At 62.7% G+C, this 24,901-nt stretch carries 24 protein-coding genes; 21 read left to right on the top strand and 3 right to left on the bottom strand.

Annotation, left to right across the window (positions count from 1 at the left end; translation table 11 throughout):
• Nucleotides 1-3: 3 nt before the first annotated feature.
• Both HMPREF9695_RS24185 and HMPREF9695_RS24180 read right to left on the bottom strand, forming a co-directional pair.
• Entirely contained in the window at nucleotides 4-333 is a 330-nt protein-coding gene (locus tag HMPREF9695_RS24185) for a hypothetical protein (protein WP_006023552.1), read from the bottom strand.
• A 196-nt stretch (nucleotides 334-529) separates the two neighbouring features.
• Entirely contained in the window at nucleotides 530-1,531 is a 1,002-nt protein-coding gene (locus HMPREF9695_RS24180) for an adenosine kinase (protein WP_006023551.1), read from the bottom strand.
• A 150-nt stretch (nucleotides 1,532-1,681) separates the two neighbouring features.
• On the opposite strand from HMPREF9695_RS24180, the gene murJ reads away from it, so the two are divergent.
• The 15 genes from murJ (at nucleotide 1,682) to HMPREF9695_RS24105 (ending at nucleotide 15,872) form a co-directional block, all read left to right on the top strand.
• Nucleotides 1,682-3,238 (top strand): murein biosynthesis integral membrane protein MurJ, encoded by a 1,557-nt coding sequence (murJ, locus tag HMPREF9695_RS24175; protein ID WP_006023550.1) that lies wholly within the window; start codon nucleotides 1,682-1,684, stop codon nucleotides 3,236-3,238.
• A gap of 65 nt (nucleotides 3,239-3,303) precedes the next feature.
• Nucleotides 3,304-4,341 (top strand): tryptophan--tRNA ligase, encoded by a 1,038-nt coding sequence (gene trpS, locus HMPREF9695_RS24170; RefSeq protein ID WP_006023549.1) that lies wholly within the window; start codon nucleotides 3,304-3,306, stop codon nucleotides 4,339-4,341.
• Nucleotides 4,342-4,550: 209 nt separating this feature from the next.
• Nucleotides 4,551-5,045, top strand: a complete 495-nt coding sequence (locus tag HMPREF9695_RS24165; RefSeq protein ID WP_006023548.1) for a universal stress protein — start codon at nucleotides 4,551-4,553, stop codon at nucleotides 5,043-5,045.
• A gap of 225 nt (nucleotides 5,046-5,270) precedes the next feature.
• Nucleotides 5,271-5,837 carry a NifU family protein gene (locus tag HMPREF9695_RS24160; protein WP_006023547.1) on the top strand — a complete coding sequence of 189 codons (567 nt, stop codon included), beginning with the start codon at nucleotides 5,271-5,273 and terminating at the stop codon, nucleotides 5,835-5,837.
• Between the two features lie 106 nt (nucleotides 5,838-5,943).
• Complete coding sequence (gene tsaB, locus HMPREF9695_RS24155; RefSeq protein ID WP_006023546.1) at nucleotides 5,944-6,633, top strand: tRNA (adenosine(37)-N6)-threonylcarbamoyltransferase complex dimerization subunit type 1 TsaB; 690 nt, start codon at nucleotides 5,944-5,946, stop codon at nucleotides 6,631-6,633.
• Nucleotides 6,634-6,635: 2 nt separating this feature from the next.
• Nucleotides 6,636-7,142 carry a ribosomal protein S18-alanine N-acetyltransferase gene (gene rimI, locus HMPREF9695_RS24150; RefSeq protein WP_006023545.1) on the top strand — a complete coding sequence of 169 codons (507 nt, stop codon included), beginning with the start codon at nucleotides 6,636-6,638 and terminating at the stop codon, nucleotides 7,140-7,142.
• Between the two features lie 48 nt (nucleotides 7,143-7,190).
• The gene (locus HMPREF9695_RS24145; protein WP_006023544.1) at nucleotides 7,191-7,655 is read left to right on the top strand and encodes a Fur family transcriptional regulator; all 465 of its coding nucleotides are present in this window, start codon (nucleotides 7,191-7,193) and stop codon (nucleotides 7,653-7,655) included.
• Nucleotides 7,652-8,350, top strand: coding sequence for an HAD family hydrolase (locus HMPREF9695_RS24140; RefSeq protein ID WP_006023543.1), 699 nt, complete (start codon nucleotides 7,652-7,654; stop codon nucleotides 8,348-8,350). Before HMPREF9695_RS24145 ends, HMPREF9695_RS24140 begins: the two co-directional genes overlap by 4 nt.
• A gap of 258 nt (nucleotides 8,351-8,608) precedes the next feature.
• Complete coding sequence (gene miaB, locus HMPREF9695_RS24135; protein WP_006023542.1) at nucleotides 8,609-10,036, top strand: tRNA (N6-isopentenyl adenosine(37)-C2)-methylthiotransferase MiaB; 1,428 nt, start codon at nucleotides 8,609-8,611, stop codon at nucleotides 10,034-10,036.
• 4 nt (nucleotides 10,037-10,040) lie between these two features.
• Nucleotides 10,041-11,093, top strand: a complete 1,053-nt coding sequence (locus tag HMPREF9695_RS24130; RefSeq protein ID WP_006023541.1) for a PhoH family protein — start codon at nucleotides 10,041-10,043, stop codon at nucleotides 11,091-11,093.
• A 51-nt stretch (nucleotides 11,094-11,144) separates the two neighbouring features.
• Nucleotides 11,145-11,648, top strand: a complete 504-nt coding sequence (gene ybeY, locus HMPREF9695_RS24125) for an rRNA maturation RNase YbeY (protein ID WP_006023540.1) — start codon at nucleotides 11,145-11,147, stop codon at nucleotides 11,646-11,648.
• Complete coding sequence (locus HMPREF9695_RS24120; protein WP_006023539.1) at nucleotides 11,649-12,782, top strand: hemolysin family protein; 1,134 nt, start codon at nucleotides 11,649-11,651, stop codon at nucleotides 12,780-12,782.
• Complete coding sequence (gene lnt / locus HMPREF9695_RS24115; protein ID WP_006023538.1) at nucleotides 12,779-14,380, top strand: apolipoprotein N-acyltransferase; 1,602 nt, start codon at nucleotides 12,779-12,781, stop codon at nucleotides 14,378-14,380. The genes HMPREF9695_RS24120 and lnt overlap by 4 nt, the downstream gene beginning before the upstream one ends.
• Before the next feature lie 232 nt (nucleotides 14,381-14,612).
• Complete coding sequence (locus HMPREF9695_RS24110; RefSeq protein ID WP_006023536.1) at nucleotides 14,613-15,029, top strand: helix-turn-helix domain-containing protein; 417 nt, start codon at nucleotides 14,613-14,615, stop codon at nucleotides 15,027-15,029.
• Nucleotides 15,030-15,143: 114 nt separating this feature from the next.
• The gene (locus HMPREF9695_RS24105) at nucleotides 15,144-15,872 is read left to right on the top strand and encodes a tRNA (guanine(46)-N(7))-methyltransferase TrmB (RefSeq protein ID WP_051055062.1); all 729 of its coding nucleotides are present in this window, start codon (nucleotides 15,144-15,146) and stop codon (nucleotides 15,870-15,872) included.
• On the opposite strand, the gene HMPREF9695_RS24100 is transcribed toward HMPREF9695_RS24105, so the two are convergent.
• The gene (locus HMPREF9695_RS24100) at nucleotides 15,869-16,957 is read right to left on the bottom strand and encodes a DUF2336 domain-containing protein (protein WP_006023534.1); all 1,089 of its coding nucleotides are present in this window, start codon (nucleotides 16,955-16,957) and stop codon (nucleotides 15,869-15,871) included. The two genes, HMPREF9695_RS24105 and HMPREF9695_RS24100, sit on opposite strands and share 4 nt — an antisense overlap.
• A 409-nt stretch (nucleotides 16,958-17,366) precedes the next feature.
• Between HMPREF9695_RS24100 and rimP the strand changes: the two genes are divergently transcribed.
• The 6 genes from rimP to truB all read left to right on the top strand — a co-directional run bounded on the left by rimP (nucleotide 17,367) and on the right by truB (nucleotide 24,899).
• Entirely contained in the window at nucleotides 17,367-18,143 is a 777-nt protein-coding gene (gene rimP, locus HMPREF9695_RS24095) for a ribosome maturation factor RimP (RefSeq protein ID WP_041713453.1), read from the top strand.
• Nucleotides 18,144-18,146: 3 nt separating this feature from the next.
• Complete coding sequence (nusA, locus tag HMPREF9695_RS24090; protein WP_006023532.1) at nucleotides 18,147-19,757, top strand: transcription termination factor NusA; 1,611 nt, start codon at nucleotides 18,147-18,149, stop codon at nucleotides 19,755-19,757.
• A 60-nt stretch (nucleotides 19,758-19,817) separates the two neighbouring features.
• The gene (locus HMPREF9695_RS24085; RefSeq protein ID WP_006023531.1) at nucleotides 19,818-20,501 is read left to right on the top strand and encodes an RNA-binding protein; all 684 of its coding nucleotides are present in this window, start codon (nucleotides 19,818-19,820) and stop codon (nucleotides 20,499-20,501) included.
• Between the two features lie 53 nt (nucleotides 20,502-20,554).
• Complete coding sequence (gene infB, locus HMPREF9695_RS24080) at nucleotides 20,555-23,167, top strand: translation initiation factor IF-2 (RefSeq protein WP_006023530.1); 2,613 nt, start codon at nucleotides 20,555-20,557, stop codon at nucleotides 23,165-23,167.
• Nucleotides 23,168-23,364: 197 nt separating this feature from the next.
• Entirely contained in the window at nucleotides 23,365-23,790 is a 426-nt protein-coding gene (rbfA, locus tag HMPREF9695_RS24075; RefSeq protein ID WP_006023529.1) for a 30S ribosome-binding factor RbfA, read from the top strand.
• Nucleotides 23,790-24,899, top strand: a complete 1,110-nt coding sequence (gene truB, locus HMPREF9695_RS24070; protein WP_006023528.1) for a tRNA pseudouridine(55) synthase TruB — start codon at nucleotides 23,790-23,792, stop codon at nucleotides 24,897-24,899. Before rbfA ends, truB begins: the two co-directional genes overlap by 1 nt.
• Nucleotides 24,900-24,901 lie beyond the last annotated feature (2 nt).

The following is a 24,901-nucleotide window of genomic DNA, read 5'->3' as shown; positions in this document are numbered from 1 at the left end:
GCGTCAGGCGACGTGACTCATGAAGGCCTCGCGGCGGCCAATCATTCGTTCCGCGGCGACCTTTGCATCTTCACGCGTCGATGTCGCGTAAGTGCGGTATTCGAGATCGAGCGACGTTGCGGAATCGCGCTTGCCGAACCAGGATGCGAATGATTTCGGCCCCGATGTAATCGACGACAGCGCGAGAGCGAGGTTGTCGGCAGAGTCGAAGGCGAACAGCGCTCCGGATGAGGCGTGCCTGACTTCAAAAATTCCCGGCCCGATCGGCGCTTCGAGTTTTTCGCCGCGCGCAGCCTTCGGGTAACGTTTCCACTCGCTCCAGGTTGAAATCATGGTGACCTTCCGCCGCGACCTGCGCGTATCTCTTTAAAAAACAAACGTCCCTGCCCGCACAGCGGGAAAAGTTCCAACGAACGCAACAGGCAATCGTTCCCGCCGAAAATCGTCTTTTGTCATATGGATGCGGCCTCAAGCCCTTCAAGGGAGAAACGCGGTTAACCGGTAGTCACTCGATCGTGAACAGTTGCCGCTAGACCGGCAGTCCGGCCGCCTGCGCCAGCGCCTTCAGCGACGTTTGCGGACGCGCGCCGATGTGCTGGATCACCTCGGCGGCGGCGAGCGCGCCAAGCCGGCCGCACTGTTCATGGCCAAGACCGCGCACCAAACCGAACAGGAAGCCCGCGGCGAACAGATCGCCCGCGCCCGTCGTATCCACCACCTGCTTCACCGGATATGCCGGAACCGCCGTCACCTTGTCCTTCGCAGCAACCACGCAGCCCTTTTCGCTGCGGGTGACCACGGCGAGCTGGGCGTCATTGCGCAACTGACCCAGCGCCTTGTCGAAATCCTCGGTCTGATAGAGCGAAGCCAGTTCCGTCTCATTCGCGAACACCAGATCGACCGTCCCGGTGCGGATGAGATCGAGGAACTCATCGCGGTAGCGGCCGACACAAAAAGCGTCCGACAGAGTGAGCGCGACACTGCGCTTGTTGTCATGCGCGATCTTCGAGGCTTTCAGAAACGCCTCCTTCGCATTGGCCGGATCCCACAGATAACCTTCCAGATAGACGATCGAGGACGCCGCAATCTGGGCAGGGTCGATGTCGGCGGGGGAGAGATCCTGCGCCGCGCCGAGATACGTGTTCATGGTTCGCTCGCCGTCCGGCGTCACCAGGATGTAGGAGCATCCGGTCGCGGGGCCGTCGGTCGCGGCCGCGGTCGTGAACGCCACATTCGCGGCGCGGATGTCATGGGTGTACATGCGGCCGATCTGGTCGTCCTTGACCTTGCCGACATAAGCCGCCTTTGCGCCGAAGCCCGCCACGCCGAAAATCGTATTCGCCGCTGAACCGCCGGACATTTCGGTGGCTGGGCCCATGGCCTGATAAACCGCAGCGGCGCGCGCCTCGTCGATCAGCGCCATCGATCCCTTGGCCATGCCGTGCTGAGCGAGAAAGGCATCGTCGGTTCGCACCAGGATATCGAAGATGGCATTCCCGATCCCGAGAACGTCGTATGTCGCTGCGGTCATTAATGATATTCCTGCTGGAAGGGAGCAAAACCGGCAAAAGCTGGTATTTCAGGGAGGGATTGGAGGGCCGGTTCCAAGGTCTTTGGAGCAACCGGCGACCTATCACGACAACGCGCCCGCCAGCAAGCATGTGATCCGCAGAATAGCTCGATGATCCGTCATATCCTGACCATCTCGACCGGCACGCTGGCGTCGCGAACGCTGGGATTCATGCGCGACGCCCTGATCGCGGCGCTGCTCGGCGCCGGATCGGTCGCGGACGCGTTCCTGGTGGCGTTCCAGTTCATCAATGTGACGCGCCGTTCCTTCGCCGAAGGCGCGCTGAACGCAGCGCTGATCCCTCATTATCTGCGCGTGCGGGAAACCGAGGGTACTGTTGCCGCCGCCGCCTTCGCGGGACGCGTACTCGGCAGCGTCAGCCTCATCCTGATCGGTATCGCGCTCGTCCTGACGGTGCTGATGCCGCTCGTCATCGCGGTGCTTGCCCCCGGCTTCGTCGGCCGCGAGACTTTGGAGTTGGCCATCAAAGACGCCCGATTGATGATGCCGTACTTCGCGTTCGTCGGCCCATCTATCGTGATGATGGGCGTGCTGAACGCCGAGCATCGCTTCATGCTGACCGCATTCTCGCCGGTGCTGTTCAACATCACCATGATCGTTGTGTTGGTCGTGCTGCTGGTCTGGCGGCACGATCCGCTGTTCTCGGCGACCGTGATCGCGGGCGCAGTCGGCGTCGCCGGATGTCTGCAAATGCTGATCCTCGTTCAGCGCAGACCGTGGCGCGACGGCATCGCCACGCCGATACGCATTTCATTCGACCCGCAAATCCGGGGGTTTCTGCGCAAGGGCATTCCCGGCATGGTGGCCAATGCCGGGCCGCAATTCCTGATTGTCGGCGGCGCGATCATCGCTTCGAATTCGCCGGCCGCGGTGTCGTGGCTTTATTTCGCCAACCGCCTGATCGAACTGCCGCTCGGCATGGTCGGCGTGGCGATGGGCACTGTGCTGGTGCCGGAGATGACCCGCGCGATCCGCGCCAACGACAAGGACGCGCTGATGCAAGCCGAGTCACGCGGACTCGAACTTGCGACCGCGCTGGTCATGCCGGCGACCATCGGCCTGATCGTCCTGAGCCAGCCGATCATCCGCGTGCTGTTCGAGCACGGCGCATTCACCGCGGCGGATACCATCGCCACCGCACGGGCGCTGGCGATCCTTGCGCTCGGCCTGCCCGCGCATGTTCTGGTGAAAGTGCTGGCTCCGGCTTTCTTCGCCCGCGAGGACACCAAAACGCCGCTCGCGGCAACGCTGTCTGGTATCGCGGTCGCCGTGATCTGCGGGCTGTTCTTCGGGCATGCCTATGGTGCCAGCGGCGTCGCGGCCAGCATCTCGCTCGGCGCATGGTTCTGCGCCGGCGTGCTGGGCTGGCGAGGCGCGACGACATTCGGATTTTCCCTCGACGCCATTTCGCAGCGCCGGCTGCCGCGGATCGCGATCTGCGCCGCGGTGATGGGCGCGATGCTGTTTCTCGCCGAGTCCTTTGTGGCGCCGGTGACGGCAACGGCTGGCTTCGCGGCCCAGATCACCATTCTCGGCGGACTGGTCGCGGCGGGCGTTTCGTTTTACGGCCTGCTGCTGGACCTGTTCGGCGTCGTGAGCTGGGGTGAGGCAATCAGCAATTTGCGCGATGGCGGCTTGCGCGAGTAGCGCCTGCATGGCTAAAGACGCGCGTACACGGATCGGCTGCCGGACGGCGGCACAGGAACAGTAAGATGGCTGCAAAAGAACTGGTTTTTTCGGGCGTCCAGCCGACGGGCAATCTGCACCTCGGCAACTATCTCGGCGCCATCGTCAACTTCGTGAAGCTCCAGAACACCCACAACTGCATCTACTGCGTTGTGGACCTGCATGCCATTACCGTCTGGCAGGACCCTGCCGAGCTGACCCGTAACATTCGCGAGGTCACGGCGGCGTTCATCGCCGCGGGCATCGATCCGAAGAAGCACATTGTCTTTAACCAGAGCCAGGTCTCCGAACATGCCGAGCTCGCCTGGGTGTTCAACTGCGTGGCGCGGCTCGGGTGGCTGAACCGCATGACCCAGTTCAAGGAGAAGGCCGGTAAGGATCGCGAGAATGCATCGGTCGGGCTATACGCCTATCCGAATCTGATGGCGGCCGACATTCTGGTCTATCGCGCGACGCATGTTCCGGTCGGCGAGGATCAGAAGCAGCATCTAGAGCTGGCGCGTGACATCGCGCAGAAGTTCAACAATGACTTTTCCGAGTCGATCGGCGCGCACAATTTCGGCGAGAAGTTCTTCCCGCAGCCGGAGCCGCTGATCACCGGACCTGCGACGCGCGTGATGTCGCTGCGCGACGGCACCAAGAAAATGTCGAAGTCGGATCCGTCGGACTATTCACGCATCAATCTCACCGATGACGCCGACGCGATCGCGCAGAAAATCCGCAAGGCGAAGACCGACCCGGAGCCGTTGCCGGGCGAGGAGGAAGGCCTGAAGAGCCGTCCCGAAGCCGACAACCTGGTCGGGATCTACGCGGCGCTGTCGGGACAATCGCGGCCGGACGTGCTGCGCGAATTCGGCGGCGGACAGTTCTCGGGCTTCAAGAGCACGCTGGTGGATCTCGCGGTCGCGAAGCTCGGGCCGATCGGTGCGGAAATGAAGAAGCTGACGCAGGACGCCGCTTATGTGGATTCGGTTCTGGCCGACGGGGCGGATCGCGCGCGCGTCATCGCCGCCGAAACCATGGATGCGGTGAAGGACATCGTCGGCTTCATCCGCAAGACATAAAACTGTCTTCCATCCTGCGAAGGCCATGCCTGAATGAATCCGGGCATGGCCTCGTGCGCCTCCGGACAAACCAAATCGAGTTCCGTCAAGCCTCTTCTCACCTTGTCGGCGCGCCCTCGCGCATGGCAGCATGATGCCGGTCATTAAGCTGCGCGTATTCTTCTCGCAAACCGGTGCCCACTTTTGCGGAATACGCGCGAGGGACATGCATGAGCAACCAGCGACGAAGCTACGAACAGGGCCACAAGCCGAAATGCCTCGTCGTCGTTGACGACACCGCGGAAGGCGACCGCGCGGTGTACTACGCAAGCCGCTGGGCGCTGCGTGTCGGCGGCGGCGTCGTGATGCTGCGCGTCATCGAGACGGAAGACCGCAACCAGCAATGGCTCGGTGTCGCCGACATCATGCGCGCGGAAGCCGAGGAGATCGCGAACGCGGCGCTCGACCGCGCCTCGGGCCGCGCCAACGGCATCGCAGCCATCACGCCGGAGCGTGTCATCCGCGAGGGCGATCCCGGCGAGCAGATCATCGACGTCATCGATAACGATGTCGACATTGCCATGCTGGTGCTTGCGGCCAGCGCCGGTGCGGAAGGCCCCGGTCCGATCATCACCATGCTGGCGAAAACCGCCGGCACATTTCCGATCCCGATTACCGTCGTGCCGGGCAATCTCAGCGACCTCGATATCGACGCGCTGTCCTGAATTGTCATGGCCGGGCTCGTCCCGGCCATCCCGATAATGAGACATAGTGCCCAGTTCATCGGGATCACCCGGACAAGCCCGGTGATGACACCGGGGAGTTTCCCCACCCCGGAACAGCCGCCATGCACCTTGATCGGGCTGTTTCAGGCGCCATCTGTGCTATAGGAACCGCTCACTTAACCCCGTTCGCGCCGGCCTTGAACCGGCGATGCGCCGGAGAACCAGATGTTTATCCAGACCGAAGCGACCCCAAATCCCGCGACCCTGAAGTTCATTCCCGGCCGCCCCGTGCTCGACAGCGGCACCATGGAGTTCACCGACCGTGACTCCGCCACCCGCTCCCCGCTGGCCGAACGCCTGTTCGGTGTGCCGGGCGTGACCGGGGTGTTCTACGGCTCGGATTTTGTGACCGTCACCAAGGACGACAGTGACTGGCAGCACCTCAAGCCGGCGATCCTCGGCGTCATCATGGAACATTATATGTCCGGTGCGCCGCTGCTTGCTGACGGCCAGGTTGCCGACGGAGATGCGCCCCACGCCGAGGAATTCTTCAGCGAGGCCGACACCGAGACCGTCGCGGTCATCAAGGATCTGCTCGAAACCCGGATTCGCCCGGCGGTCGCCAGCGACGGCGGCGACATCACCTTCCGCGGCTTCAAGGACGGCATTGTCTATCTCGACATGAAGGGCTCCTGCGCGGGCTGCCCGTCCTCGACGGCGACGCTGAAGCACGGCATCCAGAACCTGCTGAAGCACTTCATCCCGGACGTGGTCGAAGTCCGGCCGATGTAAATTACCGAATTTTCCAAAAAGGCCTTGGGGCAAGCGCCGAACCGCTTGCCCCTTTGCTTTTTCAGCGGCACGTTGCCGCCAGCTTTGCCATCTTACCGGTCCCTGAATGATCGTTCTCGCCATCGATACCGCGCTGGACTACTGCGCTGCTGCCGTGCTCGATGCCGCGACGAAAGCGGTCATCGCGCAGGAAACGCTGGAGATGAAGCGCGGCCATGCCGAGGCGCTGATGCCGCTGATCGCACGTGTCATGACCGCGTCAGGCCTGAGCTATCTCGAACTCGACCGCATCGCCGTCACCACCGGCCCCGGCAGCTTTACCGGTTTGCGCGTCGGCATCTCGGCGGCGCGTGGCATCGGCCTTGCCGCCGACAAACCGGTGATCGGCCTCACCACGCTGGCGGCCTATGTCGCGCCTCTGGTCGCGGAGAAGCAGGAGCATCCGATCATCGCCGCGATCGATGCCCGGCATGACCATGTTTACTGTCAGGTCGTCGCCGGCAACGGGTCGGCCTTGATGCGCCCGGCTGTGATGCCGATCGAGGAAACCTTCGCGGCCTCACGCTTTGGCGCGTTGCGCATGGTCGGCAACGCGGCGCAGTTGCTGGCGGATCGCTGGCCGCGAAATGTTCCGGCACCTGTGCTGGTCGACCCGAAACCCGGTCCCGATATTACCTGGGTCGCATGGATCGGCGCAGGGACCGACCCAGGCGCGGCGCCGGCGAAGCCGTTTTATTTGCGTGCGCCCGACGCCAAGCCGAAGGCTGGTTACGCGCTGCCGGGTACACGGACGTAGCCATGCCGCGCGTTCCCGCATTTCTGTCCCGTGTGTTTCCGAAACTGTTCGGACGCGCCGACGCCACGGTCGAGCCCGCAAATCTCCGCGATGCGCCGCGTCTCTCACAACTGCATCGCGCCTCGTTTCATCGCGGCTGGGGCACGGACGAATTCGAACAGATCCTGATCGAGCGCAATGCCCTCGCTCACCGGCTGCGGCTCGGCGGATCGACCATCGGATTCATCGTGTCGCGGACCGCTGCCGACGAAGCGGAGATACTCTCCGTTGCGGTCGCACAAAAGCACCGCGGGCGCGGATTCTCGCGCGACCTGCTGCGCACCCATCTCGGACATCTTGCGGGGCATGGCCTGAAAACCGTGTTTCTCGAAGTCGAGGAAAACAACCGTCCTGCCCGCGCCTTGTATGAACGCGCCGGTTTCCGCGTCGTCGGGCGCCGCGAACGGTACTACAAGGACGCCAGCGGCGAACAATTGAACGCCGTGGTGATGCAGCGAGACTTGTCGTAAGCTGCGGCTGGTGGCAAAACACCGCTCTATCCACCGGAACCTCGCAAGATGTCGTCCTTGAAGCCCGTGCCCACAGGCAAGCACACGGATATCGAAAAGCGTTGCGCCGCAGCCGGCATGCGCATGACCGAGCAGCGCCGCGTCATTGCGCGCGTGCTCGCTGAGGCCATGGATCATCCCGACGTCGAGGAACTTTACCGGCGCTGCGTTGCAGTCGACGACAAGATCTCGATTTCGACGGTCTATCGCACCGTCAAGCTGTTCGAAGACGCCGGCATCATCGAGCGTCACGATTTCCGCGAAGGCCGCGCCCGCTACGAGCAGGTGCCGGAGAGTCATCACGACCATCTCATCAACCTGCGCGACGGCAAGGTGATTGAATTCACCTCCGAGGAAATCGAAAAGCTTCAGACCGAAATCGCGCGCAAGCTCGGCTACAAGCTGGTCGATCACCGGCTGGAGCTTTATTGCGTGCCGTTGGACGAAAAGACTCGGGACGACGACAAGTCTTGAGCACTCCGTCCCCTTACGACCTCGTCATTTTCGATTGCGACGGCGTGCTCGTCGACAGCGAAGCGCTGGCGTGCGTCGTTCATGCCGAGGTGCTGACGGAATACGGCTACGCGATTTCCGCCGAACAGGTGCACGAGCGTTTCCTCGGGCGTTCGGCGCGTGAGGCAAGGCTTGAAGTCGAAAGCGAACTCGGCCGCGCCTTTCCCGACTCGTATACCGCGCAACTGCGCGCCACGATCGACCGGGTGTTCGGAGAACAGTTGCAGCCCGTTCGGCACATCTTTGAGGCGCTGGACCGATTGTCCCGGCGCATCTGCGTGGCGTCCTCCGGTACACCGACACGCATTCGCAGCAGCCTCGGCACCACAGGCCTCATCGGCCGCTTCGATCCGCATCTGTTTTCTGCGATGCAGGTCGAGCGCGGCAAGCCTGCGCCGGACCTGTTCCTGTTTGCCGCCGCGCAGATGGATACGCCGCCAAGGCGATGTGTCGTGATCGAGGACAGCGTGCCCGGCGTCACCGCCGCGCATGCCGCGGGAATGACCGTGATCGGATTTACCGGCGGCAGCCACTGCCGGCCCGGCGATGCCGACCGGCTGCGGGCGGCCGGCGCGAACATTGTCATCGGAGATATGCGCGCATTGCCCGGTCTGATCGAACCGAGCCTCGACCACGCTGAAATAAGCGCCATTTAGGCGCGCGATTAGGTTCGCCCCTGAAAACCCCACCAGAACAAATAGATAGACTCTATTTGGCGCGTTCTGAACTACCACCCGGTCGCTGGATTTCGCCGCCCTTTATCTATATTTGAAGCGAGCGCGTATTCCGCAGAAGGGGGTACCGGTTCTGCGAACGGAATACGCGCTAAGTTATAATTAGGAGCGTTTCTTCGGCTAACCGGCCGGAAAACGCTCTCTGGAGCGGCCCGGAGCGCCGCCAGACCCAAGGTTTCGATGACCGCGCCGCGCAAGCTGCACATCAAGTCATACGGCTGTCAGATGAATGTCTACGATGCACAGCGCATGGTGGACACGCTCGCGCCCGAAGGATTCGTCGAGACGGCAAATGCCGACGACGCCGATCTTGTGATCCTCAACACCTGTCACATCCGAGAGAAAGCGTCCGAGAAAGTTTATTCGGAACTTGGGCGCCTGCGCACCGCAAAGGACGAGGCCGCGCGCAACGGCCGCGAGATGAAGATCGCAGTAGCGGGCTGCGTCGCGCAGGCCGAAGGCAGCGAGATCATCCGCCGCGCACCGGTGGTCGATGTCGTGGTCGGCCCGCAGAGCTATCATCATCTGCCGCAGCTGCTGGCAAAGGCAAAGACCGATGGCCGCGCCGTCGAGACTGAATTTCCGGTCGAGGACAAGTTCGCCTCGCTGCCCGATCCAAAACCGGCGATGATCCGCGCGCGCGGCATCTCGTCTTTCGTCACGGTGCAGGAAGGCTGCGACAAGTTCTGCACCTTCTGCGTGGTGCCTTATACGCGCGGCATGGAAGTGTCGCGTCCGGTCGCGCGCATCGTCGACGACGTCAAGCGCCTCGCCGATAACGGCGTGCGCGAGATCACGCTGATCGGCCAGAACGTCAACGCGTTTCATGGCGAAGGCGAGAACGGCAAGCCATGGTCGCTCGGCCAGCTTCTGCATCGTCTTGCGGACATTCCGGGCATCGTGCGCCTGCGCTATTCGACCAGCCATCCCCGCGATGTCGACGAGGCGCTGATCGAGGCTCACCGGGACATTCCCGCGGTGATGCCGTTCGTGCATCTGCCGGTGCAATCCGGCTCCGACCGCATCCTGGAAGCGATGAACCGCAAACACACCGCTGCCGATTATGCCCGCACCGTGGAGCGGTTCCGCAAGGTGCGTGAAGACATTGCATTTTCATCGGATTTTATTGTCGGTTTTCCCGGTGAAACCGAGGAAGACTTTTCGGCAACACTCGCGCTGGTCCGCCAAATCAGCTACGCTGGCGCCTATTCGTTCAAGTATTCGCCCCGGCCCGGTACACCGGCCGCGGACATGCAGGAGACGGTCACGACCACTGTGATGGACGAGCGATTGGCGCGGCTCCAGGAGTTGATCGACAGCCAGCAGGCTGCCTTCAACGCGGCAGTGATCGGCAAGACGGTCGATGTGCTGTTTGAGCGCGCCGCGCGCAATCCCGGTCAGATCGTCGGCCGCACCGCTTACCTGCAACCTGCTCATGTCATGGCGTCGCCCGACATCATCGGCCAGGTGCTGCCCGTCGCCGTCGAGAGCCTCGAACGCTACAGCCTGATCGGCGCACTCGCCGGGGCGGACGTGTCTCCCGTCTCGTCACCTAAAATTTCTCAGCCCGCCAACACTTCCTTGTCAGCCATGACCACCGGAGCCTGAACCCTTGCCAAAAAGCGCATCGGATTCGCCGACACTCGCCCCTGGCCGCAAAAACGACCGAGACGTTCCAACACCGCACGAAGCCCAGATCGTCGTCGCCTTCGACGATAACGGCGCCGCCTCCGCCCTGGTCGGTCCCTACGGACAAAACCTTGCTCTGATCGAACGCCGCCTCGGCGTCGTCGCCGACTCGCGCGGCAACCACATCACCGTCGCCGGATCGCGCGACGGTTGTGACGCCGCGCGGCGGGTGCTCGAAATGCTTTACGAACAGGCTGTGCGCAGCCAGGACATCGCGCAAGGCGATGTCGAAGGCGCGATCCGCGCCGTGATCGCGCAAGGCTCACTGTTCGAATTCGATCCGAAGACCGCGAAGTCGCAATTCGAGGAGATCAATCTGCGCAAGCGTCCGGTTCGGGCGCGCACCGCCGCTCAGGATTCCTACATCCGCGCATTGAAGCGGCACGAACTGGTGTTCGGCATCGGCCCCGCCGGCACCGGCAAGACATGGCTCGCAGTGGCGCAGGCCTGTCAGTTGTTCGAACGCAAGGAGGTCGACCGCATCATCCTGTCGCGCCCCGCCGTCGAAGCCGGAGAACGGCTTGGATTCCTGCCCGGCGACATGCGCGAAAAGGTCGATCCATATCTGCGGCCGATTTACGATGCGCTGTACGATCTGATGGATTCGCGCATCGTCGAGCGCGGCCTGCAAAGCGGCGAAATCGAAATCGCGCCGCTGGCCTTCATGCGCGGCCGCACCCTGACCAATGCGGCCATCATTCTGGACGAGGCGCAGAACACTACGTCGATGCAGATGAAGATGTTCCTGACGCGTCTTGGCGAGAACAGCCGCATGATCATTACCGGCGATCCGAGCCAGGTCGATCTGCCCAATGGCCAGCCGTCGGGGCTGGCGGAGGCCGCCAAGCTGCTCGATGGCGTCGAAGGCATCGCCCAGGTGAGATTCCAGGCGCAGGACGTCATCCGCCACGAACTGGTGGCGCGAATCGTTGCCGCATATGAAGGCGTGCCGAAGCAGCCCACGGGCAAACCTTGACGCACCAATGAAACCGAACGGCCAAGCGCCAATTGCAACCAAGATTTTGACATGACGTCCGCCGATAGACCCGCGACCGAAGTCCTCGTTACCGCCGACTGCTGGAACGGCGAACGCGGTGTGGAGACGACGATCCATCGCGCCATCGAAACGGCGGCGTCCATGGTCGATGCCGATACCGCCGACGCCGAACTTGCGATTATGCTGACCGACGATGCCGGCATCCGCACGCTCAACAAGAACTGGCGCGGCATCGACAAGCCGACCAACGTGCTGTCGTTTCCTGCACTACAATCGGAGCGCGCTGACGACGACGCGCCGCGCATGCTTGGCGACATCGCCATCGCCTACGAGACCACGCGCTTTGAGGCCGAAGCCGAACACAAGCCGTTCGATCACCATCTCAGCCATCTGGCGGTGCACGGATTTCTGCATCTGGTGGGCTACGATCACGAAAACGATAAAGATGCCGAGATCATGGAAGATCTCGAGCGTGATATCCTGGCGCAGCTCGGGATCCCCGATCCCTACGCGCACGACGATCAGGTGAACTAGGTGTCCAATTCTCTTGCCGACAAATCCGACAGGGATCGCTCTGATACGCCGCGATCGGGCAATCTGCCGGTGTCCGTGCAGCAGGGCGAGGTGCTGCGCCCGTCGTCGGAACTCTGGCTCATGCGTGCGCTGCGCACGCTGTTCGGATGGAAAGCGGGATCGGCCCGCGCCGATCTCCAGGTGGTGCTTGATGCCACGGCACCGGATGAAACCAGCTTCACCACGATCGAGCGCACAATGCTGCGCAATATCCTGGGCCTGCACGAGCGGCGCATCGCCGACGTCATGGTGCCGCGCGGCGACATCGTCGCGGTCAAGCGGGATATTTCGCTGGGCGAGTTGATGAGTCTGTTCGAAAGCGCGGCTCATTCGCGTCTGGTGGTCTACAACGACACCCTCGACGATCCCGAAGGCTTCGTTCATATCCGCGACCTGCTCGCCTTCATCACAGCGAAGGCGAAGGTTGCGGACGAGGTCAACGCCAAGCGCAAGAAGCCGTTTCCGGCGGGGCTTGATCTGCGTTCGGTCGACCTGCGCATGAAGCTGTCCGACGCCAACATCATGCGCAAACTGATCTATGTTCCGCCATCGATGCCCGCCATCGATCTGCTGGCGCAGATGCAGGCGACGCGCATCCATCTGGCGCTGGTGGTCGACGAGTACGGCGGCACCGACGGTCTGGTGTCGATCGAGGACATCGTCGAGCAGGTGGTCGGCGAGATTGACGACGAGCACGACAGCGACGAGACACCGTCCGTGGTCCGGCAATCCGATGGATCGTTCATCGCCGACGCGCGCGCCAGCCTGGAAGACGTGCAATCCGTGGTCGGAGAGGAGTTCGACACCGGCGAAGCTGGCGAGGATGTCGATACGCTCGGCGGCTATCTCGTGACGCAGGTCGGCCGCCTGCCGGTGCGCGGTGAAATCATTTCCGGACCGGGCGAGTTCGAGATCGAAGTGCTCGACGCCGATCCTCGCCGCGTCAAACGCGTGCGCATTGGAACGCAGAAAGACCGCTCCAATCTGCGTCATCGCGAGTTGCGCCGCAGGGAAGCCGCGAACGATGCCGCGCAGGCCCAGGCCAACGACAACACCAATCCGGCTTCATCCAGCGACGGCGCCGGCAATCGATGAAGTCCTTCCGCGCGCTCATCTCCGGGATCATCCTGTCATGGGGATGGACGCGCGCGATGATCGCGCTCGCCGCTGGCGCCCTGTCGGCGCTGGCGATGGCGCCGTTCAACGCGTGGCCGATTTTGTTTCTGACAATTCCGGTCGCGGTCTGGCTGATCGATGGCGCGGGCGCCGGACGCCTCGGCGGCATTCCCGCTGCGGCGATGAGCGGCTGGTGGTTCGGCTTCGGCTATTTCGTGGCGGGACTTTATTGGGTCGGTTACGCCTTCCTCGTCGACGCCCAGACTTTCGCGTGGCTGCTTCCGTTCGCGGTGATGGGCCTGCCGGCAGGACTGGCGTTGTTCATGGCCTTCGGCTTTGCGCTTGCCCGGCTGATCTGGGCACCGAATGCGTTTCGCATTCTCAGTCTCGCCTGCGCGCTCACGGTCAGCGAATGGCTGCGCGGACATATCCTGACAGGCTTTCCCTGGAACGCATTCGGCTACGCATTGACCGAGCCGCTGGCATTCGCGCAAAGCGCGTCGCTGGTCGGGCTGTGGGGTTTGACGTTTATCGCGGTCGCGGTGTTTGCGTCTCCCGCAGCGCTGATCGACGATCCGCACGTGACGCGCCGCCCGTGGATTCCGCTCGTTGTCTCACTCGTCCTGCTTGTCGCGATGGGTGGCTACGGCGCAATCAGGCTCGCAAACCAGCCGACGCAATTCGTCGACAAGGTGAAGCTGCGGCTGATGCAGCCGAACCTGCAGCAGGATGTGAAATTCAACTACGCCGCCAAACAGATGGTGATGGAGAAGTATCTGTCGCTGTCGGATCGCGCGACGGGTCCGCAATCGAGCGGCGTGCGTGACTCCACCATCCTGATCTGGCCGGAATCCGCGTTTCCGTTCTTCCTGGCGCGCGAGGCCGACGCCATGGCGCAGATCGCGAACCTGTTGCCGCCTGGGACGGTGCTGGTGACGGGTGCGATCCGCCCGCCAGATCAGCCTGCCGGAACGCAGATCACCCGCGCCTACAATTCGATTTATGTCATCGATCACGATGGAACCATCCTGTCGATATACGACAAGCTGCATCTGGTTCCATTCGGTGAATACCTGCCGTTTCAGTCCGCGATGGAAAAACTCGGCTTCGTGCAGATCACCAAGGTACGCGGCGGTTTCATTCCGGGCGACCGGCGGCGGACCATGACGGTACCGAACGCACCGCGCATGCTGCCCCTGATCTGCTATGAAGCGATCTTCCCGGGCGACATTGTTCCCGGCGACGATCGTCCCAACTGGATCGTCAACCTGACCAACGACGGATGGTTCGGCATCTCGACCGGCCCCTATCAACATCTGCAACAGGCCCGGTTGCGAGCGATTGAAGAAGGCCTCCCCATCGTACGCTCTGCGAACACAGGCATCTCCGCCGTGATCGATCCGTTCGGCAGGATCGTTACGCAATTGGGACTTGGCGCCGAGGGCGTGCTCGATTCAGCGTTGCCCAAACCAGCGTCCCCGACGCTGTTCTCCCGTGTTCGCGATATTCCGGTGGCACTGGCGGTCGCATTGTCGACTGTGATCGTTATTCGCCGCCGCGCGAAACAAAAGCCCTGACGTCACCGTATATGTTCTGATGCACGGCATTTCTGGACATGTGTCCAGACTGTCAAACCTTGTTCGATGGGTTCAATCGGCCTCAATGCGGTCACAGGGTTTAACCTAAATTCTTCATCACGGGGGCGACAAGGATTTGACGATGCTGGCGCAAGAAGCGTATTCCGGTCTGGTCATCGCCGACAGGTTCACCATCGTTTTCCAAACCCTGCCGATGACGCGGAGCTCTTAGATGACCACCAAGGCGCCCAATCCTGTTGACAAATATGTTGGCAGCCGCGTGCGCATGCGCCGGATCATGCTTGGCATGAGCCAGGAAAAGCTCGGCGAAGCGCTCGGCCTGACATTTCAGCAGGTGCAGAAATACGAAAAGGGCACCAACCGCATCGGTGCAAGCCGGCTGCAACAGATCTCCGACATTCTTCAGGTGCCGGTCTCGTTTTTGTTCGAAGGCGGCCCGGCCGGACCGAACGCGCTGGCAGGATTGAGCGAAGCGCAATCCCCCGCCTACGTTTCGGATTTTCTCGCCACCTCCGAAGGACTCGCGCTGACGCGCGCGTTCACGCGCATCACGGATGCCAAACTCCGCCGCAGCATCGTGGAACTCGTCGAGCAGATGGCGGCGCGCGAACAGCCCGACCCCACATAAACCTGCGGACCCCGCAGCGCCGTGGATCGGCAACGTTGCCGGGCGTGTCCATGACCGGATTTCAACCAGATCGCACCCGCGATGAACGATAGATTGCCCAAGCCGGTGAATGCGATGTCAGCGAACGATACGACCTCCTCACGCGGGCACAATATCGAACACGGGCACGGATCGTTTTTCGGGCGGCGCAAGGGCCACAAGCTCCGCAATCACCAGGCCGATCTGATCGAAAATCTGCTGCCGCATCTCGCACTCGATCCTGCTCACGCGGACGCCTCCGATCCGGGCGCGCTGTTCCAGGCACCTGTCGACGAAATGCGTCTCGAGATCGGATTCGGCGGCGGCGAACACCTGATCGCGGAAGCGCTCGCGTTTCCGCGGACCGGCTTCATCGGCTGCGAGCCGTACGTCAACGGCATGGCGAAAATCCTGGCGCAGATCGAAGCGCACAACATCGCCAACATCCGCCTGTTTGCAGGCGACGCCGCCGAGCTGCTGGCATGGGCGCAGCCATCGAGCTTTGCGCGGATCGATCTCATTCACCCCGATCCGTGGCCGAAGCGGCGGCACTGGAAGCGCCGCTTCGTGCAGGACGCAACCATCGCCGAGATGTCGCGCATCCTGAAATCAGACGGCGAGTTCCGCTTCGTGTGCGACATCGATGACTACTGTGCATGGACCCTGATGCACATGCAGCGCTCTGCGGACTTCATCTGGACAGCAGAGCGCGCCAGCGACTGGCAGAGGCCGTGGCCGCACTACACGATGACGCGCTATGGACGAAAGGCCGACCGCGAAGGCCGCAAGGCCGCCTATCTCATCTTTCGGCACGTGAGCTCTTAGGCCGGCAAACCCTTGTCGCGCAGCCGCCAGAAGGTCAGAACGCGCTGCGCCGTCGCGAGCGACAAACGCTCGTAGTTGATCCGGGCTTCCTCAATATCTGGACCGGAGGGCGTTCGTCCCGGACCAAGCCGCAACACCACCAGCGCCCGCACGGTGGCCCATTCCAGCCCGATCGATTTTCCCAGAAGCAGAATGGGATCGTAGCGATCACCGAGCATCAGCTGATGGACCACCGACAGCCGCATTCCCGTCAGCGCCGCCAGTCCCGCAATCGATTCCTCGTATTTATGCAGCTTGGCGAAGCCGAGCAGCGCCGCCTCGTTGAGTTCTCCCGCCTGATGCAGCGCCAGAATGGCGCGCTGGGCCGGCTGGAAATCGCGGGTCTGCGGCGCTTTCGGCACACCGGAAATCTCGATCATTGCCTGATTGATCGCCGCCTTCTGTTTCGGCTTCGCCGTATCAAACATGCGGCGGCGGACGAGATCGACCGATTTCGCCAGCAACTGTTTCAGCGACGCGGCCGGAAGGTCCTCGCGCTGGCCGACAGTCAGCGCCAGCATGCCATCGTCGGTCGCGCGCTTGACCAGTCCCGAATAGCCGGACTCGGAAAACTGCGCACCATTGTTGGCCGCGACGCTGCGCACCACTTCGCGGTCACCGCGGCGGACGATCACATCGGTCACGGTGGGAGACAATGTCGGGCGCCCTGAAATCGCGGCCAGATGTTCCTGGCCCTTGGCGCGGGCGATTTCGACGAGTGTCGGATCGTCGAGCAGCGGCGATCGGCTCAGGATCGGACCGGCAATCTTGATTTCATTTTCGTGGGCCAGTTGCTTCACCAGCGTCGGCGGGGCGTTATCCAGCTTCGACAGCCGCTCCGCCAGTTCCACACGCGTTTCGATTTCGGTGGCCGGCACCAGACCAACCAGAATGTCGTCGAACAGCGCGACATGCCGGGTCTCGAAATGCGCGGCACCTTGCAGGAAAAGGTCGGAAATCCGCGCAATCGCCGCCGCCCGCTTTTCAGCGGAGCCGTTTTTGACGATCTCATCGAGTTCGGGAATAAGCGAAAAGGCAGCAGCCATGCGGGTCTCTGGTCGCTACTGGCGCGGCGGTCTACCGTGCGCCTGGAAGCGTTGGCGACTGTAGGTAGGCCAGATGAATGAACGGTTAGCCGGAAAGATCGCTTTGAGGACAGCTGCTTGAAATGAGTTCGCGCTGGCGTCCGGACTTCCGCCGTTTGGCTGTAAGCTTATACATCCTTTCGATAAATCGGAGCTTTGCCAGCAACAAAACGGGTTCCGCAATCGTTTCCGGCCCGCGGGAAGCCCTTGCCGCACAGGCCAAAAACGTCTATATCCGCCGCAACTGATAAATTCTCATACGCACACGTAGGAGAGTGGGCCCCCCGGGACCCGCTCTTTTTTATTACCTGATGGCCCGTGCCGCATGCAGCAGCCGGCCGATAACCATAAGAGCACTCTGATCCTGGACATGAGCGACCCCACCGACGTTGCCGTTGATGCCGAACTGCTCGCCGAACCGCGCCTTGTGGTCGAGCCGGGCGTCGGCGCGCGCGTGGCCGCGGTTGCGACGCCTGTCTTGCAGGGCATGGGCTATCGGCTGGTGCGGATCAAGGTCACGGCCGAAGCGGGCTGCACTGTGCAGATCATGGCGGAGAAGCCCGACGGCACCATGCTGATCGAGGATTGCGAAGCGATTTCGAAAGCGCTGTCGCCGGTGATGGACATCGCCGATCCGATCCAGCGCGCATATCGGCTGGAAATCTCATCCCCCGGCATCGACCGGCCGCTGGTCCGCCGCACCGATTTTGAGCGTTATGCCGGGCATCTGGTGAAAATCGAGATGGCTGTGCCTCACGAGGGCCGCAAACGTTTCCGCGGCAAGCTTGGCGGCGTCGAGGGCGACGGCATCAGGATTATTCGCGACGACGCTCGCGCCGATCAGGAAGCAAGTGTGTTGCTTACGATGGAAGACATCGCCAGCGCGAATCTTGTTCTGACCGATGAATTGATTGCGGAATCCATGCGCCGGGGCAAATCGGCTGCACGCGAGATCAAGGAAGACCTCGGCCTCGCGCCGCCTCCGCCCGAACACGCGAAGAAGGCCCGCGCCGAACTGCCAATTTCGAAAAGTTACAAGCCGAAACCAAAGCCGAAAAAAGCCGCGCCAAAGAACACCAAGGAACACCGCCTCGCCGCTGAAGCGAAAAAGCGAGCAGGCAAATCGGATCACCACGAAGGAGACTGAGCCATGGCCGCTGTCAGCGCCAACAAACTCGAATTGCTGCAGATCGCCGACGCCGTCGCACGCGAAAAGTCGATCGACCGCTCGATCGTGATCGCGGCGATGGAAGACGCCATCGCCAAGGCGGCCCGCGCCCGCTACGGCTCCGAGACCGATGTGCACGCCGAGATCGACGCCAAGAAGGGCGAACTTCGGCTGTCGCGCCACATGCTGGTGGTCGAACAGGTCGAGAATTCGTCGAACCAGATCTCGCTGAAGGACGCGCAGAAGGCTAACCCCGGCGCGCAGATCGGCGACACCATTGCCGACACGCTGCCGCCGCTGGAATACGGCCGCATCGCCGCCCAGTCCGCCAAGCAGGTGATCGTGCAGAAGGTGCGCGAAGCCGAGCGTGACCGGCAGTATCAGGAATTCAAGGATCGCATCGGCGAGATCGTCAACGGCGTCGTCAAGCGCGTCGAATACGGCAGCGTCATCGTCGATCTCGGCCGCGGCGAAGCCATCGTGCGCCGCGACGAAATGCTGCCGCGCGAAGTGTTCCGCAACGGCGACCGCGTCCGCTCCTATATCTTCGATGTCCGCCGCGAAACCCGCGGACCCCAGATTTTCCTGTCGCGCACCCATCCGCAGTTCATGGCGAAGCTGTTCGCGCAGGAAGTTCCTGAAATCTATGACGGCATCGTCGAGATCAAGGCGGTGGCCCGCGATCCGGGTTCGCGTGCGAAGATTGGCGTAATTTCACGCGATTCGTCGGTCGATCCGGTCGGCGCCTGCGTCGGTATGCGCGGCTCGCGCGTGCAGGCCGTGGTGAACGAACTGCAGGGCGAGAAGATCGACATCATTCCGTGGTCGCCCGATATCGCGACCTTCGTGGTCAACGCGCTGGCGCCCGCCGAAGTCGCGAAGGTCGTGATCGACGAAGATCGTGAGCGCATTGAAGTCGTGGTGCCCGATACCCAACTATCACTTGCGATCGGCCGCCGCGGGCAGAACGTGCGTCTTGCGTCGCAGCTCACCGGCTGGGACATCGACATTCTGACCGAACAGGAAGAATCGGAGCGCCGTCAGGCCGACTTCGAGAATTCCACCCGCGTCTTCATGGAAGCCCTCAATGTCGACGAAGTCGTCGGCCAGTTGCTGGCATCCGAGGGCTTCGGTTCGGTCGAGGATCTGGCGCTGGTGGACCCACGGGAACTCACCAGCATCGAGGGCTTCGACGAGGAAACCGCCAACGAGCTGCAAAGCCGTGCCCGCGAATATCTTGAACAGCTCGAGGCAGAACTCGAAGCGAAGCGAAAGGAACTGGGCGTGGAAGACGCTTTGACGACTGTGCCGGGCGTAACCGCCAAGATGCTTGTGAAATTCGGCGAGAACGACATCAAGACCGTCGAGGATCTGGCCGGCTGCGCCACCGACGATCTGGTCGGCTGGGTTGAACGCAAGGATGGCGAGACCACCAAGCACGCCGGCATTCTCGACGCCAACGAAACGTCGCGCGAAGACGCGGAAGCCCTCATCATGCAGGCCCGCGTCGTCGCCGGCTGGATCACCGAAGCAGATCTCGCCAAGCCGTCCGAAGAGGCAGCCGCCTCCGAAGACAATTCGGCTCAGGCATAAAGTGTGATGCGGTTTTCGGACAACATCATGCTTTTCAAGAGCTAAGGAAATGACCCGCGCATGCTTGCCATCGCTGATCACGCAGATCTCGACAACGGACCCCGGACAAAAGCCGGGACCGAGCGGATGTGCGCGGTCACGCGGCAGGTTGCGCCGATCGATGATCTGATCCGCTTCGTCCTCTCCCCGACCGGTGAAACCGTTCCCGACCTGAAGCGCAAGCTGCCGGGGCGCGGGCTATGGGTGTCGCTGTCCCGCGCCACCGTGGCGGAAGCCGCCAGGCGCAACGTCTTCGCGCGCAGCTTCAAACGTGACGTCCAGGTGTCGAAAACCCTGGCCGACGATGTCGAGCGCATGATGGTCCGGGGAGTGTCCGAAGCCCTCGCCATGGCCGCGAAAGCGGGCCAGGTCACGTCAGGATTTTCCAAGGTTGAAGGCGCCATCGAGGGGCGGCAGGCGGTGGCCCTGATCCACGCCACGGACGGCGCTCCGGACGGAATCCGCAAGCTGAATGCCAAACTGGCCGCCGTAATGCGGGAAAACGGCGGGGAATCAGCCGATTTCCCCGTTATCAGCGTCCTGACCACCGATGAATTGGATTTGGCACTCGGGCGGGCAAATGTGGTACATGCTGCCCTGCTCGCGGGCCCGGCAAGCAAGACCTTCCTCGCACGTTGCCAGACGCTCACCCGGTTTCGGGGGACGGATGGCGGTCACGATGGCGGGATCGACAAGAACAATTAGGGCATTGCCGTCAGATGCGGCATGCGAGCAACGAACGAGATTAGGACTGTTGAATGGCTGATACGAAAAATCCTGGCGATAAGCCGCTGAGCGTCGGTGCGAAAACTCTGTCGCTGAAACCGCGCACAGAGACCGGCGTCGTGCGCCAGAGTTTCAGTCACGGCCGCACCAAACAGGTGGTGGTCGAAAAGAAAACCAAGCGCCGTCTGGCCGGCGATCCCGCGCCCGCGCCCGAAGCGGCACCCGCCGCGCCGGCGCCTGTCGCAGCGCCTCCGAAGGTAACGCCGCGTGCGCCTGAGCCCGCGCGTCCACCCGCGCGCAAGTCGGGTGTCGTGTTGCAGACCCTGACCGAAGACGAACAGAGCGCCCGCGCCAGCGCGCTCGCCGATGCACGCTTGCGCGAAGAAGAAGAGCGCCGCGCGGCGGAAGCCGAAGCTGCACGCCGTAACACCAAGGAATTCAAGGAACAGCAGGAGCGCGAAGCCGCCGAAGCCCGCAAGAAGGCCGAGGAAGAACGCCATCGCGCCGAGGAAGAAGCCAAGGCCCGCGCCGAACGCGAAGCCAACAAGCGCAACGAAGCTGCCGCCAAGGCCGCGGCGCCCGCCACCACCGCGCGCACGACGGCTGCAACGCCTCCGGCCCGTCCGGCCGCTGTTGCCGCCGATGGCTCCGACGACGATGAAGCTCCGCGCATGGTGCGCCGTCCAGGCGGCGGTCCGGCACGTCCCGTCATTGCGCCGAAGCCGGCTGCCAAACCCGGACCCGCGAAACAGCGCGGACGTCTCACCCTTTCGACCGCGCTGAACGCCGACGATGTGCGCGAGCGTTCGATCGCCTCGTTCCGCCGCCGCACCCAGCGCCTCAAGGGCCACGCGTCCAACGAGCCGAAGGAAAAGCTGATCCGCGAAGTCACGATTCCCGAAGCCATCACGATTCAGGAACTCGCCAACCGCATGGCCGAGCGCGCCGTCGATATCATCCGCCTGCTGATGAAGCAGGGCGCGATGCACAAGATCACCGACGTGATCGACGCCGACACCGCGCAGCTGATCGCCGAGGAAATGGGCCACACCGTCAAGCGCGTCGCCGCGTCGGACGTGGAAGAAGGCCTTTTCGACGTCGCAGAAGATCACGCCTCGGACACTACCCCGCGTCCGCCGGTCGTGACCGTCATGGGCCACGTCGACCACGGCAAGACCTCGCTGCTCGACGCGCTGCGCCACGCCAACGTGGTCAGCGGCGAAGCCGGCGGCATCACCCAGCATATCGGCGCATATCAGGTCACTTCGCCCGAAAGCGGCAAGAAGATCACTTTCATCGACACGCCGGGCCACGCCGCGTTCACCGCGATGCGCGCCCGCGGCGCCAAGGTCACGGATATTGTCATTCTCGTCGTTGCGGCGGATGATGGCGTGATGCCGCAGACGATTGAAGCGATCAACCACGCCAAGGCGGCGAAGGTTCCGATGATCGTTGCGATCAACAAGATCGACAAGCCGGATGCGAAGCCGGAGCGCGTGCGCACCGAGCTGCTGCAGTACGAGGTTCAGGTCGAGTCCTTCGGCGGCGAAGTCGTCGACGTCGAAGTGTCGGCCAAGAACAAGACCAATCTCGACAAGCTGCTGGAAATGATCGCGCTGCAGGCCGAACTGCTCGACCTGAAGACCAACCCGGATCGTCCGGCTGAAGGCACCGTGATCGAAGCCAAGCTCGATCGTGGCCGCGGTCCGGTTGCAACCGTGCTGGTTCAGCGCGGCACGCTGCGGGTCGGCGACATCATCGTGGCCGGCGCGGAAATGGGCCGTGTCCGCGCGCTGATCAACGACCAGGGCCAGACCATTCAGGAAGCTGGTCCGTCGGTTCCGGTCGAAGTGCTCGGCTTCAACGGTCCGCCGGAAGCCGGCGACCGCCTCGCTGTCGTCGAGAACGAAGCCCGCGCCCGTCAGGTCACCGACTATCGTGCTCACCAGAAGCGCGAGAAATCCGCAGCCAGCAACGCCGGCATGCGCGGTTCGCTCGAGCAGATGATGTCGCAGCTCAAGACCACGGGCCGCAAGGACTTCCCGCTGGTCATCAAGGCCGACGTGCAGGGCTCGCTGGAAGCCATTCTGGGCTCGCTCGAGAAGCTCGGCACTGATGAAGTCGCTGCGCGCATCCTGCATGCGGGCGTCGGCGGCATTTCGGAGTCCGACGTGACCCTGGCGGAAGGCTTCAATGCCGCCATCATCGGCTTCAGCGTCCGCGCCAACAAGGAAGCGGCGGCGCTGGCCAAGCGCGACGGCATCGAAATCCGCTACTACAACATCATCTACGATCTCGTGGATGACGTGAAAAAGGCGATGTCCGGCCTGCTCGCGCCGACGCTGCGCGAAACCATGCTCGGCAACGCGCAGATCCTCGAAGTGTTCAACATTTCGAAGGTCGGCAAGATCGCAGGTTGCCGCGTCACCGACGGCAGCGTGGAACGCGGCGCCAATGTGCGCCTGATCCGCGACAACGTCGTCGTGCACGAAGGCAAGCTGTCGACACTGAAGCGCTTCAAGGACGAAGTGAAGGAAGTGCAGTCCGGTCAGGAATGCGGCATGGCCTTCGAGAACTACCAGGACATGCGCGTCGGCGACGTTATCGAGTGTTATCGCGTGGAGACCATTCAGCGCTCCCTGTAAGTCCAAGTCTTACGGGCGCGTTGAAGGGATATTGCGAAATCTGACGTTCTGCCCGGCCCAAAGCGCGAAGCATGTCTTCGCGCCGAAGGTGCCGGGCACCGCGTCTTGAAAGATTCAGCAACGCTACAACCGCAATGGCCGGGATGCAGACCAGTTCTGCCCGGCCATGGCGATTTTTGATTTGAACAAGGACGACAATGGCACCTCGCAAAAAGGACAGCGACCCTCGCGGCGGCACGACCGGCGCCTCGCAGCGGCAATTGCGCGTCGGCGAAATCATCCGCCACGCGCTTGCGGACATTCTCGCTCAGGGCGGCGTGCACGATCCGGCGCTTGAAGGTCACATCATCACCGTGCCCGAGGTGCGGATGTCGCCGGACCTCAAGCTCGCGACCATCTATGTAATGCCGCTCGGCGGCCGCGGCATCGAGGACGTGATCGCAGCGCTTGATCGCAACAAGAAGTTTCTCCGCGGCGAAGTCGCGCATCGCGTTAACCTAAAATTCGCTCCTGATCTTCGCTTTCGCGTTGACGAACGATTCGACGAAGCAGAACGGATCGAGAAATTACTGAGAACACCCGCGGTTCAAAAAGACCTCAAGACAGATTCGGACCAAGACTGATGAATGTGACGACCCCAGACCGCGTGATCGAACAGCAAACAGCCGATTCGAACGCGCCTTCCGAAAATAAATTTTCCGGTGCTGCGGCGAGCGGCGCGCGGCACAACGATCCGCGCCAGCAAGGCGGCAAGCAACGTCAGCAGGGCAACCAGCAGAAGCGCGACCGCCGCGACGTCCACGGCTGGGTGATTCTCGACAAGCCGATCGGCATGACGTCGACCCACGCCGTCGCCGTGCTCAAGCGCCTGTTCAATGCCAAGCGCGCGGGCCATGCCGGCACCCTCGATCCGCTCGCCTCCGGCGGATTGCCGATTGCACTCGGCGAAGCCACCAAGACCGTTCCGTTCGTGATGGATGGCCGCAAGCGCTATCGCTTCACGGTGCAGTGGGGCGAGGAGCGCGACACCGACGACACCGAAGGCCGGGCCACCCAGACCAGCCCTGCCCGGCCTTCCGTCGAGGCGATCCGGGCGTTGCTGCCGCAGTTCACCGGAACCATCGAACAGATCCCGCCGCAGTATTCGGCGATCAAGATTCAGGGCGAACGGGCCTATGACATGGCCCGCGACGGCGAGGTGGTCCCGCTGCAGCCCCGGCCGGTCGAGATTCACGAATTAACCCTTGTAGAACAACTAGATGGCGACCGCTCGGTGTTCGAGGCCGAATGCGGCAAGGGCACCTACGTCCGGGCACTGGCCCGGGATATGGGCCGTCTTTTGGGCTGTTTTGGTCATATTTGCGCGCTCCGGCGCACGATTTGCGGGCCTTTTACCGAAGCGGACATGATTCCGCTGGCAGATCTGGAGGCTTTGTGCGATAGAGCCGCGTCTGGCGAGGGCAGCCTCGCCGACGCGCTTTTGCCCGTTGAGACCGCGCTGGACGACATCCCGGCACTGGCCGTCACACGGGCGGATGCCGCAAGGCTCCACCGGGGCCAAGCGGTTTTGTTGCGCGGACGGGATGCGCCAATTTCAAACGGCACAGTCTATGCCACCGTCGGAGGAAGGCTTCTGGCCCTCGCCGAGATTGGCAATGGCGAACTCATCCCCAAGCGTGTGTTCAACCTGACCGGGCTGACAGCTCATCCCGGCCGCAAAGAAGGTGTTTGACG

The sequence above is a fragment of the Afipia broomeae ATCC 49717 genome (assembly GCF_000314675.2).
Lineage (GTDB): Bacteria > Pseudomonadota > Alphaproteobacteria > Rhizobiales > Xanthobacteraceae > Afipia > Afipia broomeae.
The sequence above is the reverse complement of the archived record's forward strand: the minus strand, read 5'-3'. Positions and strand labels throughout refer to the sequence as shown.

Coding starts and splice junctions, on each gene's coding strand:
- lnt (WP_006023538.1), top strand. CDS start 12,779: ATGAAGTCCTTCCGCGCGCTCATCTCCGGGATCATCCTGTCATGGGGA.
- HMPREF9695_RS24085 (WP_006023531.1), top strand. CDS start 19,818: ATGCTTGCCATCGCTGATCACGCAGATCTCGACAACGGACCCCGGACA.
- infB (WP_006023530.1), top strand. CDS start 20,555: ATGGCTGATACGAAAAATCCTGGCGATAAGCCGCTGAGCGTCGGTGCG.
- HMPREF9695_RS24100 (WP_006023534.1), bottom strand. CDS start 16,957: ATGGCTGCTGCCTTTTCGCTTATTCCCGAACTCGATGAGATCGTCAAA.
- HMPREF9695_RS24110 (WP_006023536.1), top strand. CDS start 14,613: ATGACCACCAAGGCGCCCAATCCTGTTGACAAATATGTTGGCAGCCGC.
- trpS (WP_006023549.1), top strand. CDS start 3,304: ATGGCTGCAAAAGAACTGGTTTTTTCGGGCGTCCAGCCGACGGGCAAT.
- murJ (WP_006023550.1), top strand. CDS start 1,682: ATGATCCGTCATATCCTGACCATCTCGACCGGCACGCTGGCGTCGCGA.
- miaB (WP_006023542.1), top strand. CDS start 8,609: ATGACCGCGCCGCGCAAGCTGCACATCAAGTCATACGGCTGTCAGATG.
- HMPREF9695_RS24105 (WP_051055062.1), top strand. CDS start 15,144: ATGTCAGCGAACGATACGACCTCCTCACGCGGGCACAATATCGAACAC.
- rimI (WP_006023545.1), top strand. CDS start 6,636: ATGCCGCGCGTTCCCGCATTTCTGTCCCGTGTGTTTCCGAAACTGTTC.
- HMPREF9695_RS24165 (WP_006023548.1), top strand. CDS start 4,551: ATGAGCAACCAGCGACGAAGCTACGAACAGGGCCACAAGCCGAAATGC.
- rimP (WP_041713453.1), top strand. CDS start 17,367: ATGAGCGACCCCACCGACGTTGCCGTTGATGCCGAACTGCTCGCCGAA.
- nusA (WP_006023532.1), top strand. CDS start 18,147: ATGGCCGCTGTCAGCGCCAACAAACTCGAATTGCTGCAGATCGCCGAC.
- rbfA (WP_006023529.1), top strand. CDS start 23,365: ATGGCACCTCGCAAAAAGGACAGCGACCCTCGCGGCGGCACGACCGGC.
- HMPREF9695_RS24180 (WP_006023551.1), bottom strand. CDS start 1,531: ATGACCGCAGCGACATACGACGTTCTCGGGATCGGGAATGCCATCTTC.
- truB (WP_006023528.1), top strand. CDS start 23,790: ATGAATGTGACGACCCCAGACCGCGTGATCGAACAGCAAACAGCCGAT.
- tsaB (WP_006023546.1), top strand. CDS start 5,944: ATGATCGTTCTCGCCATCGATACCGCGCTGGACTACTGCGCTGCTGCC.
- HMPREF9695_RS24160 (WP_006023547.1), top strand. CDS start 5,271: ATGTTTATCCAGACCGAAGCGACCCCAAATCCCGCGACCCTGAAGTTC.
- HMPREF9695_RS24145 (WP_006023544.1), top strand. CDS start 7,191: ATGTCGTCCTTGAAGCCCGTGCCCACAGGCAAGCACACGGATATCGAA.
- HMPREF9695_RS24185 (WP_006023552.1), bottom strand. CDS start 333: ATGATTTCAACCTGGAGCGAGTGGAAACGTTACCCGAAGGCTGCGCGC.
- ybeY (WP_006023540.1), top strand. CDS start 11,145: ATGACGTCCGCCGATAGACCCGCGACCGAAGTCCTCGTTACCGCCGAC.